The following is a 14,041-nucleotide window of genomic DNA, read 5'->3' on the forward strand; positions in this document are numbered from 1 at the left end:
GTTCTCCTGCTCCTTGAACTGCCGATTTCTCGGTCGGCGCCTTAGCCCAGGCGGGCGGCTATGGTGCCTGTTCATCGCTCCCCGGTGGTTTCCCACCTGTTCGCCAGTCACGACTCATCCACCATATCGCGAAGCGACCAGTTCGCGCACTGCCTTCCCACGTACGAGGCCGCCTCCATCTAGGCACTCCCAGCCTGCTATGGGGCGGATGTGGCGAAAGCCGAAACCGTCGCTCACACTCACCAGCGAGAAGCGGTCTCGGCCTCGTGAATCAATTCCTCAGCAGTGCGTGCGTCACGCATCCGCCTGGGGAATAGAGGAAAACTAGCGGGAGAACACCACGGTTCGCGTGCCGTCCATAAGGACGCGACGCTCGACGTGCCAACGGACTGCCTGAGCCAAAACGCGACGCTCCACGTCCTGGCCAAGCGCCACCATGTCCGGCGTGGAGTCGGCGTGCGTCACGCGCGTGACGTCCTGCTCGATGATCGGGCCCTCGTCCAGGTCGGCGGTCACGTAGTGTGCGGTCGCACCAATGAGCTTCACGCCACGATCATGCGCCTGCGCGTACGGGCGAGCACCCTTGAACGACGGCAGGAACGAGTGGTGAATATTGATGACGCGCCCCTGCATTTCTTCGCAGACCTTCTCAGACAGAATCTGCATGTAGCGTGCCAGAACAACTAGCTCCACCTTTTCCGAGCGGACCAGGTTGAGCAACTCACGCTCAGCGTCAGCCTTCGTTTCCTTCGTCACCGGAATATTCAGGAAGGGAACGCCGTAGAACTGAGCAACGGGAGCAAGATCCGGGTGGTTACCCACGACCGCGACAACCTCGATCGGCAGGCCCTGGCTACGCTGACGGTAGAGCAAGTCAGTCAGGCAGTGGCCCTCGCGCGACACCATGATGACCGTACGCAGGCGACGACCGAGGGCATCAATATGCCAGGTCGCATCAAAAGTCTTCGCAACCTTCGCCAGACCTTCTTCGACGGGACCTCGACCGACCGGCGAGTCAACCTCAATACGCATGAAAAACAGTCCCGAATCCGGATCCCCGAACTGCTGGGACTGAATAATATTGCCGTTCACACTGCCGATCACACCCGTCACCGCGTGGACAATACCCGGCTGATCCGGGCAGGACAGCGTGATGACAAGCTTCGTGTTTTCTACGGTCGATTCACTCATGGGTACAGATTAGCGGAGGCGGACGAGATCGGGTCGGACCGCCCGGCCCTCAGTCGCGGAGGCGGTCGGCCTCGCGGAGCATCGCGAGGGCCCCCTTCTCGTCGACGATGAGGGCGTTCGCGATTCCGATCCGCAAGGAGACGACCAGGGGCAGGGCCTTCGCTTCGCCCCAGCCTATCGCGAGGGAGCGCTTCGACGTCCGCACCGCGTCGAGGGAAACAGCGATGGTGCGCTTTTCGAGCTCAGGTGAGATCGCGTTGCCGTCAACGTCGACGACGTGGGAGAAGAGATCGGTGACGGCGCCGAGCTCGCGCATCCTCTGCATGCCCTCCGCCGTGAGGAAACCCGAGCGGACGAGGACCGACCCCGGCTCGAGGATGCCGGGCGAGAATACGACGAGGTCGGCCCTCGGGCCGGCGTCCAGAGTCGCCGCGACCGAGGGCTCGCGCAGCAGTCGGACGCTGAGCTCGGGGTCCGTGACGATCGCCGGGGCGGGGAGCATGTGGCCGACGCCCTGCCCGCGACGCGCCATGAGACCGATCGAATCGGCCACCTCGTCGTCGTTCGAGCGGACGAGGCCGCCGTACATCTGGTAGACCTCCAGGCCACTCGTCCATTCCTCGGGCATCGCCCGGGCGACCGCGGTGAGCGATCGGCCCCAGGCGATGCCGAGGGATTGCGGAAGCGGGCGTTGGGCGGTGATGTAGTCGGCCGTCGTCGCCGCGACGAGGGCGCCGGTCGCCACCTCGGAGTCCTGGCTGCGGACGACGAAGACCTCTGAGATCCCGAAGCGCTCCGCCAGCTCCTTCTCGAGGTGGCGGACCCTCGCGCGGGGGTGGTTGATCGTGATCCTCACGATCCCCGACTGGCGCGCCTCCTCGAGGAGGCGCCCGACGGTCCAGCGCGTGCAGCCGAGACGGTCGGCGATCGAGTCCTGCGTCATGTTCTCGTAGTAATAGAGCTGCGCCGCGCGGAGCACGGCCATTTCCCGATCATCGTCCATCACGTCGGATCCGTACCTCTCTTCAGCCGGTCACTCCCCGGTGAGGGCGCGGTCGCGCAACCTCTTAAGGGAGTACATCCTGTTGTCGCCGCGGCCGAAGGAGTCGTAGAGGTCCCTGTACACGGCGTAGAGCTCATCGTATACGGCAGCGGCCTCCTCGTTCGGCTCGTAGGCCGTCTCGGACACTCCGCCCATCGCCTCGGCAGCGGTCGGCACATCCTCGTAGAGCCCCGCGGCGACGGAGGCGAAGATCGCGGAGCCGTGCGCGCCGGCCTGCAGGGTACGCGCGGTCTTGAGCGGGCGGCGCGTGACGTCGGCGTACATCTGCATGAGGAATGCGTCCTTCAGCAGGCCGCCAGCGACGCGCACCTCGTTCACGGGCACGCCGTGCTCCTCGAAGTTCTCGATGATCATGCGTGCGCCGAAGGCCGTCGACTCGAGGTGGGCGCGGTACATGTCCTCGGTACTCGTCCGGAGAGTCTGCCCGATCATCAGGCCGGTGAGGTTCGAGTCGACGAGGATCGATCGGTTGCCATTCCACCAGTCGAGAGCGACGAGGCCGTGCGCGCCGACCTTCTGCTCAGCCGCCTTGTTGCCGAGGACGCGGTGGATCGACACGCCCTGGCGCTCGGCCTCGTCGAAGTAGGACTGCGGGACGCAGTGGTCGATGAACCAGGCGAAGATGTCGCCGACTGCGGACTGTCCGGCCTCATAGGCCCAGTAGCCCTCGCAGACGCCGCCGTCGACGACGCCGAAGACGCCAGGGACCTCCTCGAGGGTCGCGGACGGGAGGATCCAGCACGTCGACGTCCCGAGGATGCCGGTGAGCTGGCCCGGGAGCACCGCCCCGACGGAGACGCACTGGACGTGCGCATCGATGTTGCCGGCGGCGACCGCGATTCCCGCGGGCAGGCCGAAGGCCTGCGCGTACTCCTCGGTGAGGCCCGCAACCTTCGAGCCGAGCGGGACGATCGGGTGGCTCATCTTCTGGGCGAAGACGTCGCCGAAACCGGGGGCGAGGGCCTCGAGGAACTCGGGGTCGGGGTACTTCCCATCCTGGTGCATGCGCTTGTAGCCGGAGTCGCCGGCTGCGTAGACGAGGGTGCCGCTGAGCTCCCAGGTGAGCCAGTCGACGATGTCGAGGACCTCGGCGGTCGCCCGGTAGAGCGCAGGCGCCTTCTCGAACATCTCGAGGGTCTTCGGGAGGAGCATCTCGGCGGAGAGGACGCCGCCGTAGCGGGAGAGCCACTCCTCGCCGCGCTCCTTCGCGAGCGCGACGATGCGCTCGGACTGCTCCTGGGCGCCGTGGTGCTTCCACAACTTGAGGTAGGCCTGCGGCTCGTCGACGAACTCGGGGTACTCGCACATCGGCTTCCCCTCGGCGTCGGTGACGACGACGGTGGCGGAGGTGCAATCGAGGCCGATGCCGACAACCCGGGAGGGGTCGATGCCGGATGCGAGGATCGCTGCGGGGACGACCTCGCGCATCGCCGCGATGTAGTCGGCCGGCACCTGGAGCGCGAAGTCGGGGGGCAGGGGCGCTCCCCCGCCGACCGCGAGGGTCCTGTCCATGATGGGGGTCGCGTATTCGCTGACGGCGTCGGCGAGCACCTCGCCGTCGCTCGTGCGGACGACCGCGGCGCGCACGGAGAGCGTGCCGAAATCGAGGCCGATGGTGTACGTGATGTCGAGGTCTTCCTTGATCATGCTCTTCGCCTTCTCATGAGTAGAACGGGCCCGCCCCGTCGGGGCGGGCGGCGCGAGGGCGCCGGAGGCGGACCCCTGTGGGCCCGCGGAGTCGGCGCGCCCGCCGAGTGATAGGCGGTGGGCGCGCCGACGGGTCTCAGGCCTCCTTGTGGGCGTGACGGCCCCAGTAGCCGTCCTCGGAGAAGAGGCGCTCGACGACCTCGTCGAGCATCCCGAGGTCGGTGAGCAGGTCGAGCACGGTGTAGCGATTGCGGATGGTCTGGGCCTTGATGTGCGTCTCGCGGAAGCGCGCCATGTCGATGCCGATCATCTCCGGGTGGTACGGGGCGCCGACCTTCTTCAGTCGGTCGACGGCCTCGTCCGCGGTGATGAGCTGGTCCTTCACTCGCGCGACGATGCGGGGCCAGGCCTCGCGGATGGCGGCGATGCGGGCGCGCAGTTCGTCGCCCTGGAGGTTCTTCTCGATGGAGTGCTTGACGGCCTCATCGGCGATACGCGGGATGAGGAGGCCGCGGACCTTCGCCTCGATCTCCTTGTCGGTCTTCGCGGCCGCGACGATCGCGTCAACGTCGAGGGCATCCATGTCGATCTTGAGGGCCTCCTCCCAGATCGCGCAGGAGGCGACGGTGCCGACGCCGACCTTCATGCCGTGCGAGAGCGGCGGCTCCCAGTCGAGGCCGTGGCCCTCCATCTCCCACACGTGGGAGAACTGGTGGCCGGCGCCCGAGGCCGGGCGCGACGACTGGGCGGCCTGCATCGCGAGACCGGACATGATGTTGCCCTCCGCGAGTCCGGTGATGGCCTCGGCGTCGCCCGCGCCGATGCGCTCGGGATCGGCGAGGGCGCCGCGGAGCGGGCCCTGGACGAGAGACCACACGTAGTCGTCGATCGGTTCGATGCCGAGCTCGTCGGCGAGTATCCAGTCGGCGCCCGCGGGGATCTTCTCGATGAGATCGCCGTAGCCGGTGGCGATGAGGCGCTGGGGAGCCGCGGCGATGACGCGCAGATCGGCGACGAGAGCGGTCGGCGCAGGGCAGGAACGGGTGATCTTGAAGCCGTCTTTCGAGATCGACGCGCCGAAGGCGGCGTAACCGTCGACCGAGGGCGCGGTGCAGACGTTCATATACTTGCGGCCGAGCTCGCCCGAGGCGAGCTTCGCGATGTCGTTGAGCGTGCCCGAGGCTATCGAGCAGACAACCGTGTTCTCGAGGGGGCGGATGTGCTCGCGGAGCTTCTCGACGTTCTCGTAGCCCGCGTAGAGGGTCGGGGTGCCGGGGAAGACGTAGGGTTCCTCCGCGAATTCGATCCCCGCGGCCTTCAGGGAGGCGACGACCGCCTCGCCGGCTGCGGCGAAGGTGTTGCCGTCGGCGACGACGAGGACCCTCGCTCCGGGGAACATGCGGACGAAGAGCTCGCCCGTCTTGTCAAGGACGTCCGTGCCGAAGACGATGTCCTTCGTCTCGGTGGCCGTCTTCAGCGCCTGTTCGATGAGTTCTTGCGACATTTCTTCTTCACTCCTTGCCGGTCACGCGAGGTGATCGATCATCTGATGCGAGAGGTCCTGCATCTGCGGGTAGGTCTCCATGTACTTCTCGAGGTAGAACTGGTACTCCTCGTGAACGTCGGGGCGGGGCTCGATGCGCGCAGTCTCGCGGACCATGTTGCGGGCCGCGTCCTCGATCGACTGGTACTGGCCCGAGCCGACGGCGGCGAGCATGCACGAACCGAGGACGACGGCGTCCCCGACCTCGGTGAGCGTGATGGGCAGGCCCGTGACGTCGGAGTGCATCTGCATCCAGTCGCGCGACTTCGTGGCGCCGCCGCAGGCGACGAGCTCGGTCGACTCGAAGCCCGCGTCCTTGAAGGCCTTGAGGACGTGCGCGGTGCCGTAGCAGACGGCCTCCTCGATCGCGTGGTAGACCTGCTCGGGCGTCGTGCCGAGGGTGAGGCCCCACATGATGCCGCGGGCCTTGGAGTCGGTGTAAGGGGTGCGGTTGCCCTGGAAGTACTCGTTGATGATGAGCCCATTGGAGCCGACCGGGATGTCGGCGACTCGCTCGTCGAGGATCTTGTAGGGGTTCATGCCGAGGCGCTCGGCCGCGCCCGTGAGGTCGCGGCAGAAGTTGTCCTTGAACCACTTGAGCACGGATCCGGAGGAGACGAGACCTCCCTCGCACGTGTACTGGCCGGGGATGACGCCGTCGGTGTATCCGCCGAAGAAGCCCTCGCCGTGGAGCGGGTTGCCGGACTGGCCCGTGATGACGTGCGAGGAGCCGGTGATGACGGCGGTCTTGCCGGGCGAGACGACGCCGAGGCCGATCTGGCCAGCCCACGCGTCGGCGCAGCCCTGGGCAACCGGAGTGCCGGGGAGGAGGCCGAGCTCCTGGGCGGCGGAGATCGAGAGGCCACCGATCGGGTGGCCTAGATCGTAGATCTTCTCGGGGATCTTCTCGAAGACGTCGCCGCAGCCGATGTGCTCGTAGAACTCGACCGGCCAGCCGCCCTTATCGCGGTTGTAGTACATGCGCAGGGCCGCGGAGTTGATGTTGAGCGTCCACTCGCCGGTGAGCTTGTAGGTGAGCCACTCGGGCGCGTCGACGAGGCGGTAGGCGTTCTTGTAGGTCTCAGGCTCGTTCTCCTTGAGCCACGCGGCCTTGAAGGGGTACCACTCGGCGGTCGCGGGCATCGTGCCGCCGCCGTTGTAGAGGCGCGCCCAGTGATCGATCGTTTCGGCGCGGGCGGACTGCTCGGTCGCGCGGACGTCCATCCACATGATCGCGTTGCGCAGCTCACGGCCGTTCCGATCCATGGCGACGACGGTCATCGTCGTCGCGTCGTAGGAGATGCCGGCGATGTGGCGAGCGGGGATGCCGGTCTCGTCGAGGACCTTGCGGGTCGAGGCGACGAGGGCATTCCACCAGTCGGCGGGGCTCTGCTCGGCCTGGCCGGGGCGGGGGTGGTGGGTCTTGTAGGGGGTCGCCGCGAAGGCGATCGGGTGTCCGGCGAGGTCGAAGATCGCGGCTCGGCACGACTCCGTACCGTAGTCGAATCCCATGACGAACGGGCCTTCGTATCCGGGTGCAACCATTTCTTGGTCTCTTTCTTGTCTGCCGCGGCACTGCGGCTCGGGTGCTGTTGGAGTGGGGCGCTCGGGGCGCTCAGACGATGGGGTCGTTTTCCTCGGTCCAGCCGATCTCGTCCCAGAGTACCTTCGGGATGAGGCGGTCGACGCGGTCGAGGACGTGGGTGGGGCGCTCGGCCTCGGGGAGGGCGAGCGCCTCCTCGAGGGTGGATTCCCCCGTGAGGGGCATGGCCGAGAACATGCCGGTGTTCACGGCCATCTTGATGTCGGTCATGATGCGGTCGCCGACCATCACGCATCGGGTCGGGTCGACATCCGTATTGCCGAGGGCGGCCTCGGCCATGACGGGATCGGGCTTGCCGACGACCATCTCGCACGTCGTGTTCGTGCACGCCTCGATGGCGGCAATGATCGACGCACAGTCGGGTTCTCCGCGTCCACCCGGGAACGGGCAGAAGCGGTCGGGGTTGGTCGCGATGAGGGTCGCGCGCTTGTGGAACCAGATCGCGTCGAAGGCAATCTGGAGCTTGCGGTAGTCGAAGGTCCGGTCGTAGGAGGCGACGACGACGTCGATCTTCTCCGGATCGTCGCTCATCTCGATGCCGGCCTCGTGGAAGGCGCGGATGAGGGGCTCCTCGGCGATCGGGAAGACGACGGCGCCGGGCTTGTTCTCGAGGAGCCAGCGGGTCGTCGTGACGACCGTGTTGGCGATCTCCTCGACCGGGGTCGGCAGTCCGAGCCGTTCGAGCTTCTCGACGTACTGCTCGGGATCCTTCGTCGGGTTGTTCGAGAGGAAGCGGACCGGGATGCCGCGCCGCCGCAGCTCCTCGATGAGGCGCTTCGCCCCGGGGAGGAGGTGGTCGCCGAGGTAGATGGTCCCGTCCATGTCGAAGACGTACGCGTCGTAGAGGCGCTCGGGCCAGGCGGTGAGGGCTGTGGCGGACACGGCGTTCCTTTCGGTCGGTTCGGGTCGCCGTTCAGGCGACGAGGGCGGCGGCGGAGACCGCGAGGGTGTTCATCAGCCAGATGACGCCGGCGGGCGGATCGATGTGCGTGTCGCCGTGGGCGTAGGTCCAGCGGGCGAAGTACTCGCCGGCGAAGCCCGCGAGAACGCCGAAGCAGGTGCCGACAAGGACGGCGAGCATTCCGGAGCCGGTCGCGTTGAAGAAGAGGACGGCGGCGAGGCCGGCCGAGATCGTCATGTGATGCGTGACCGGGAACTTCAGGCCACCGGCGACGAAGAAGATGCAGAGCGCGGAGATCCCGAAGGGGATCGCCTGGGCGTTCGCGATGATGACGCCGCCGTTCGCGCTGTTCGGGGCGATGTAGCCGACGAGCATCGTCGCGATGCCGGAGGCGAAGAGACCCGCGAAGGCGGAGACGGTGAGGAGCTGGCCGGGGGTCTCCTGCCAGTCGAGCCAGCGGGTCGTGCCCTCGGGCTTCGTGATCGAATGGAAGACGCCGGTCTTGCCGAAGACTACGCGGACGAGGATGCCGGAGCAGACCACGGTAAAGGCGACCGAGTCGGTGTGCGTGCCGAACCACGGGACGAGAGCGACGAGCTTCTGGAAGAGGTAGCCGCCGACACCGAAGAGAGCGCCGATGAGGAGCACGTCGGGCTTGCCGAGGCCGGCGAGCGGGCTGTTGATGTCCTTTCCGCCGGACTTGAGGTAGCCCTTCTTCGCGGCGTAGGCCGCGGCGGCGACGCCGCCCGCGAAGGCGATGTGCGGGCCGAAGGCGGGGCCGAAGGAGACGTAATCGAGAACTGTGGTGGAGCCGGTGGCCGCGGCGACGCCGAAGCCGAGGAGAATCGTCACGCCGGTGAACGAGAAGGCGTAGTTCGCGCCGATCATCGTGCCGAACACGCCGCCGGCGGCGGCCATGAGGAGCCAGAAGAGGTTCATGTTCGAACCGATGGCGAGTGCTGCGTCAGGTGTCATGTCTTCATCCTTGAAGATTCGGGGGTCGGCCTCGTCCTCGAGGCCCTCGCCCTGCTGTCAGATGGGGTGGTCGCGAGCGACGCCCTGGGGAGGGCGCCGGGACTGCTCGTGCTCGCAAACGAGCGGTCCCAGGTTCTGGGGGCTTCAGCAGCCGACGAACTGAAAGTCGGGGTCACGGTCGTAGGCCTCGAGGGCAGCGACCTTGGGGGCGGAGGCGGAGGTCTCGTCGAAGGTGTAGCCGAGCCACTCCTTCGCGAGGCGCCGAGCCAGCTGGAGCCCGATGACGCGGGCGCCGAAGGTGAGGACCTGCGCGTTGTTTGAGAGGATGAGGCGCTCAACGGAGAAGGAGTCGTGCGCGACCGAGGCGCGGATCCCGGGGACCTTGTTCGCGGCCATCGCGACACCCATGCCGGTACCGCAGACGAAGAGACCGCGATCGGCCTTCCCGTCCGCGATCATGCGGGCGGCGGCGACGGCGACGTGCGGGTAGTCGACGTCCTCTCCGGGCTTGAGGCCGGCGTCAATGACCTCGTCGACGCGCGGATCTGCTTCGAGATCTTTCTTCAGGACATCCTTGTACTCGACGCCAGCGGAATCGGCGGCGAGAACGATTCTTAGACCCACGGTGGCCTCCTCATCGATCCTAGGCGGCGCCCGGGTGGCTCCGCTCCTTCGCGATAGGTTCATCCTAGCCACCGCGCACGGGGTCGCGCTGGGAATGCGCACAGGTGCGAGGGGTCCCCTCCCGCTCATGCGTTGTCGAGTGCGCGCCGCCCACAAATGTGCACATCGAACCCGGTTGCGGAAATCCGCCGGGGCGTCTCCCCGGGGCCCTCGGGTCTCCCGATCCGCGAGGGCGGGGCCCGGACACGACGAGGCGGCCGCGGATCACGAGGATCCGCGGCCGCCTCAACCCCGAGCGCGGGGCCTACGGGCTCACTTGATGAAACCGAGAGCCTTCACTGCGTCATACTCTTCCTGCAGAGCCTTGATGTTGTGATCGATGCCTGCGCGAGTTGCCTCGGAGATCTCCAGACCGTCGACAATCTGCCACTCGCCACCGTCAGAGGTGACCGGGAAGCCGAAGCAGAGGCCTGCTGGGACGTCGTAGTGGGTGCCGTCGGACATGACGCCCGCAGTGACCCATTCACCCTCGGGGGTGCCGTGGATCCAAGAGTACATGTGATCGATTGCTGCGTTTGCAGCCGATGCTGCCGAGGATGCGCCACGAGCTTCGATGATGGCGGCGCCACGCTTTGCGACAACCGGACGGTAGGTCTCAGAGAGCCATGCTTCGTCAACCAGGTCAGCAGCCTTCTTGCCAGCAACGGTCGCGTAGGAAACGTCCGGGTACTGGTCTGCGGAGTGGTTGCCCCACACGACAACGTCCTTAATGTCGGCAACTGCTGCGCCGGTCTTGTGGGCCAGCTGAGCAACTGCACGGTTGTGGTCAAGACGCATCATTGCGGTGAAGCGGGATGCCGGAACATCCGGAGCAGCGTTCTGAGCAATGGTGGCGTTGGTGTTGGCCGGGTTGCCAACGACGAGGACGCGGATGTCGTCTGCTGCGCCATCGTTGATGGCCTTGCCCTGCGGGCCGAAGATGCCTGCGTTGGCTTCCAGCAGGTCTGCGCGCTCCATGCCCGCCCGACGCGGCATTGCGCCAACGAGGTAGGCAACGTTGGTGCCTTCGAATGCCTTGGTGGCATCGTCGAAGATTTCAACGCCGGCAAGAGTCGGGAATGCACAGTCATCGAGCTCCATTGCGGTGCCCTCAGCGGCCTTCACGCCCTGGGGGATCTCAAGAAGGTTGAGCTTGACGGGGACATCGGGACCGAACAGCTGGCCGGAGGCAATACGGAAAAGCAGGGCGTAGCCAATGTTGCCGGCGGCGCCGGTGACGGTAACGATGCGAGGTTCTGCCATGATTCGGCACTCCTTCTTAGTTTGTGTGCGTCGGCGGTGTTCGCCGTCGCCTGGTGGCGGTTTCGCCACATACTGACGTTCCAAGCCTAAACGCTTTCGGCGTGGGAAAACAGGGCTAGCAGTCCTACTTTTCATATACGCAAGCACGTGATCTAGACCATGATTAGAGTTGCACATACGTACATTCGTTTTCGAGCCTTGCATTTTCTAGGTTGCGTCGAGGTCATGCGGTGGAGGTCATCATGGAATCGAAAGAAAACACAGGTCAGGAGTCACCTGAAGACACCATGACCTACGTGTCTGGGCCGTCGAAGTATTGGACGGGTGATCCGCGCGATCTGCTGGTTGCCTCTGAGGCGTTCGACCTGAATTCCTTCATTCGTGACGCCACGCCCGGTTGGGGCGCAAGCAAAAAGAAGGCGTTGAAAGCGATGGCTAAGCGGGCAGTTGATTTTTCTGAACTCCAAGAACGCCTGTATGCCGCGTCGAAGGAAGGTGCGTCGGATTCAGTTCTGTTGATCCTTCAGGGTTTAGACACGGCTGGTAAGGGCGGAATCGTTCGCCACGTCATCGGGCAAGTGGATCCGCAGGGTGTTGCTCTGAAAGCATTCAAAGCACCCACGGAAGAAGAGCGTGCCCACGATTTCCTTTGGCGTGTCCGCCCACACTTCCCCCGCCCGGGATACATCGGTGTTTTTGACCGCTCGCACTATGAGGATCTTCTGGTTCCCACCTCCGCGCGTAACGCCAACCAAGAATCTATCTTCACCGCTGATGAGGATGAGCTAAACCGTCGCTATCACGATATCTACGAGATGGAATTAGAAGCCGTTCGAGCCGGGATGAAGGTCATTAAAGTCTGCTTGGTCGTCTCCTATGAAGAACAGGGGGAACGTCTGATGGAGCGCTTGGAGCGCCCAGATAAGCACTGGAAGTTCTCCACGGGTGATCTCGATACTCGCGACAACTGGAGCGCCTACCAAGACGCCTATTCCGAAGTGATTCGCCGGACCTCGACGCGTATTGCTCCGTGGTATGTCATTCCTGGCGACCACAAGTGGTATGCACGCTTGGCAGTCCAAGAGATCCTTGTCCGTACGCTCGAAGGCATTAACCCCACATGGCCACAAGCCGATTTTGATGTCGATGCTGCGAAAGATCGTCTTTCGGCTTCGCTCACTCCTGAGGTTCTGTCATCTCATGCCCACGAGAAGTCGGGTGACGCGGGATCCCAAGATAAGAATGAGGGCGAATCAAAGTCCAAGAAATCCAAGAAATTCGACAAGAAGAAGTCGGACGCTTCCGCTTCACAAGATGCGCCCCACATTTCCGTGAGCGCCTGGGGATAGGTGCTCCCCGCTCACTCCCGGCTATGAAGGGAGAGAGCGACAATAAAGTTTCGTCCTCGTCGATAATGAAATCAACGAGGCCAAAACTGTGGCGCTACGCTTGTCGCGCACAGCCGTCAAACCGGCGCAGCACTTAAGCTGAGAAGGGTCACTTGCGGTTCGCGCGGTAGTACTCGATGAGAGCCTTCGTGGAGGCATCCTGCGCGTCGAGTGCAGCCGAGTCACCTTCGATGGCCGGCAAGATCTGCTTGGCCAGGACCTTGCCTAGCTCTACGCCCCACTGGTCGAAGGAATCGATGCCCCAGACGGCGCCCTGGACGAAGGTGATGTGCTCGTAGAGAGCAATCAGTTCGCCAAGAACACGCGGGGTCAGGGCCGGTGCCATGATCGACGTGGTCGGCCGATTACCGGTGAAGACGCGAGCCGAAACGATGGCCTCCGGGGTGCCCTCGGCGCGAACCTCGTCCGAGGTCTTGCCGAATGCCAGAGCCTTCGTCTGAGCCAGGAAGTTCGACAGGAACAGCTCGTGCATGTCAGCCTCGCCATCCTTCAGGGGCCACGCCGGATTAGCGAAGGCAATGAAGTCGGCGGGAACCATGCGGGTGCCTTGGTGAATCAGCTGGTAGAAGGCATGCTGACCGTTGGTTCCCGGTTCGCCCCAGAAGACCTCGCCGGTCTCGTAGGTGACGGGAGCACCATCGCGCCGGACGGACTTGCCGTTCGACTCCATGGTCAGCTGTTGAAGGTAGGCCGGGAAGCGGTGCAAGTACTGCGAGTACGGCAAGACAGCGTGTGTGTCGGCACCGAGGAAGTTCGAGTACCAGACGTTCAGCATGCCCATGAGAATAGGTAGGTTTTCTTCCGGCTTCGCGGTGGCGAAGTGGACATCCATCGCGTTGAAGCCCTCAAGGAATTCAGCGAAGCCATCCGGGCCGATCGCGATTGCCAGCGAGGTGCCGACAGCGGAATCCACGGAGTAGCGGCCGCCAACCCAGGACCAGAAGCCGAAAGCATTGTTCGGGTCGATGCCGAACTCAGCGACCTTGTCCAGAGCGGTGGACACGGCGACGAAGTGCTTGGCGATGGCGCCCTTCTCGGTTGCCTCGTCGGTAACGATGCCACGGTCGCGCAGGGCGCCGAGGAACCAGTCGCGCACAACCTTGGCGTTCGTGATCGTTTCAAGCGTCGTAAATGTCTTCGACGCAACAATAACCAGGGTGGTTTCCGGATCGAGATCCTTCGTGGTCTCACCCGCGTCGGTCGGATCAATGTTCGAGATGAAACGGCATTCAAGACCATCCTGGACAAAGGGCTTCAGGGCCTCGTAGGCCATGACCGGGCCCAGGTCCGAGCCACCGATACCAACGTTGACAACCGTTTCAACCGGCTTGCCGGTAATACCGGTCCACTCGCCGGAGCGAACGCGCTCTGCGAAGTCGTAGACCTTGTTCAGAACCTCGTGAACGTCCGCGATCGCATCCTGGCCGTCAACGGTCAGCTCGTCGGTTGCCGGGCGACGCAACGCGGTATGCAGAACAGCGCGGTCTTCGGTGACGTTGATGTGCTCACCGGCGAACATGCGATCGCGCAGGTCGTAGACGCCAGTCTGCTCAGCAAGAGCCAGCAGGTCAGCAAGCACGCCTTCGTCAATCAGGTTCTTCGAAAAATCAACGTGCAGGTCGGCGCCGTCAATCGTCCAGCGAGTTGCACGGTTCGGATCAGCTCCGAACCAAGCGCGAAGATCCGGGTCAAAAGCGTCGGCACGTCCGTCCAGTGCTTCCCACGCGGGAGTCATTGTGGGGTCAACGACCGGATTGTCAGTCATGAATTCTCCTGTATCAAT

At 64.6% G+C, this 14,041-nt stretch carries 11 protein-coding genes and 1 riboswitch; of the genes, 1 reads left to right on the plus strand and 10 read right to left on the minus strand.

The window, feature by feature from the left end; genetic code table 11:
- Positions 1-37: 37 nt before the first annotated feature.
- Positions 38-121, minus strand: a riboswitch (ZMP/ZTP riboswitch).
- Positions 122-324: 203 nt separating this feature from the next.
- The 9 genes from purU to HMPREF9241_RS06160 form a co-directional block, all read right to left on the minus strand.
- Positions 325-1,191, minus strand: a complete 867-nt coding sequence (gene purU / locus HMPREF9241_RS06120; RefSeq protein ID WP_006681416.1) for a formyltetrahydrofolate deformylase — start codon at positions 1,189-1,191, stop codon at positions 325-327.
- Between the two features lie 49 nt (positions 1,192-1,240).
- Positions 1,241-2,194 (minus strand): sugar-binding transcriptional regulator, encoded by a 954-nt coding sequence (locus HMPREF9241_RS06125; protein ID WP_006681417.1) that lies wholly within the window; start codon positions 2,192-2,194, stop codon positions 1,241-1,243.
- Positions 2,195-2,224: 30 nt separating this feature from the next.
- A complete protein-coding gene (locus HMPREF9241_RS06130) occupies positions 2,225-3,901 on the minus strand; it encodes a ribulokinase (protein WP_006681418.1) in 1,677 nt (558 codons plus the stop codon).
- 136 nt (positions 3,902-4,037) lie between these two features.
- Positions 4,038-5,405: a sn-glycerol-1-phosphate dehydrogenase gene (locus tag HMPREF9241_RS06135; RefSeq protein ID WP_006681419.1), complete on the minus strand. Its 1,368-nt coding sequence runs from the start codon at positions 5,403-5,405 to the stop codon at positions 4,038-4,040.
- 21 nt (positions 5,406-5,426) lie between these two features.
- Positions 5,427-6,989: an FGGY-family carbohydrate kinase gene (locus HMPREF9241_RS06140; protein ID WP_006681420.1), complete on the minus strand. Its 1,563-nt coding sequence runs from the start codon at positions 6,987-6,989 to the stop codon at positions 5,427-5,429.
- Between the two features lie 70 nt (positions 6,990-7,059).
- Positions 7,060-7,929, minus strand: coding sequence for an HAD-IIA family hydrolase (locus tag HMPREF9241_RS06145; protein ID WP_006681421.1), 870 nt, complete (start codon positions 7,927-7,929; stop codon positions 7,060-7,062).
- Between the two features lie 31 nt (positions 7,930-7,960).
- Positions 7,961-8,923: a DUF7973 family transport facilitator gene (locus HMPREF9241_RS06150; RefSeq protein WP_006681422.1), complete on the minus strand. Its 963-nt coding sequence runs from the start codon at positions 8,921-8,923 to the stop codon at positions 7,961-7,963.
- A gap of 144 nt (positions 8,924-9,067) precedes the next feature.
- Complete coding sequence (locus HMPREF9241_RS06155; protein WP_006681423.1) at positions 9,068-9,547, minus strand: ribose-5-phosphate isomerase; 480 nt, start codon at positions 9,545-9,547, stop codon at positions 9,068-9,070.
- 312 nt (positions 9,548-9,859) lie between these two features.
- Positions 9,860-10,849 carry a malate dehydrogenase gene (locus tag HMPREF9241_RS06160; RefSeq protein WP_006681424.1) on the minus strand — a complete coding sequence of 330 codons (990 nt, stop codon included), beginning with the start codon at positions 10,847-10,849 and terminating at the stop codon, positions 9,860-9,862.
- 242 nt (positions 10,850-11,091) lie between these two features.
- Here HMPREF9241_RS06160 and HMPREF9241_RS06165 point away from each other — a divergent pair, with 242 nt between their 5' ends.
- Complete coding sequence (locus tag HMPREF9241_RS06165) at positions 11,092-12,198, plus strand: PPK2 family polyphosphate kinase (RefSeq protein ID WP_006681425.1); 1,107 nt, start codon at positions 11,092-11,094, stop codon at positions 12,196-12,198.
- 148 nt (positions 12,199-12,346) lie between these two features.
- Here the strand turns inward: HMPREF9241_RS06165 and pgi are convergent, their stop codons facing one another.
- A complete protein-coding gene (pgi, locus tag HMPREF9241_RS06170) occupies positions 12,347-14,023 on the minus strand; it encodes a glucose-6-phosphate isomerase (protein ID WP_006681426.1) in 1,677 nt (558 codons plus the stop codon).
- Positions 14,024-14,041: the final 18 nt, after the last annotated feature.

The organism is Schaalia turicensis ACS-279-V-Col4 (assembly GCF_000296505.1).
Lineage (GTDB): Bacteria > Actinomycetota > Actinomycetes > Actinomycetales > Actinomycetaceae > Pauljensenia > Pauljensenia turicensis_A.

Bases quoted from the DNA above. Each gene is read 5' to 3' on its own strand.
- purU (WP_006681416.1), bottom strand. From the start codon at position 1,191: ATGAGTGAATCGACCGTAGAAAACACGAAGCTTGTCATCACGCTGTCC.
- HMPREF9241_RS06125 (WP_006681417.1), bottom strand. From the start codon at position 2,194: ATGGACGATGATCGGGAAATGGCCGTGCTCCGCGCGGCGCAGCTCTAT.
- HMPREF9241_RS06130 (WP_006681418.1), bottom strand. From the start codon at position 3,901: ATGATCAAGGAAGACCTCGACATCACGTACACCATCGGCCTCGATTTC.
- HMPREF9241_RS06135 (WP_006681419.1), bottom strand. From the start codon at position 5,405: ATGTCGCAAGAACTCATCGAACAGGCGCTGAAGACGGCCACCGAGACG.
- HMPREF9241_RS06140 (WP_006681420.1), bottom strand. From the start codon at position 6,989: ATGGTTGCACCCGGATACGAAGGCCCGTTCGTCATGGGATTCGACTAC.
- HMPREF9241_RS06150 (WP_006681422.1), bottom strand. From the start codon at position 8,923: ATGACACCTGACGCAGCACTCGCCATCGGTTCGAACATGAACCTCTTC.
- HMPREF9241_RS06160 (WP_006681424.1), bottom strand. From the start codon at position 10,849: ATGGCAGAACCTCGCATCGTTACCGTCACCGGCGCCGCCGGCAACATT.
- HMPREF9241_RS06165 (WP_006681425.1), top strand. From the start codon at position 11,092: ATGGAATCGAAAGAAAACACAGGTCAGGAGTCACCTGAAGACACCATG.
- pgi (WP_006681426.1), bottom strand. From the start codon at position 14,023: ATGACTGACAATCCGGTCGTTGACCCCACAATGACTCCCGCGTGGGAA.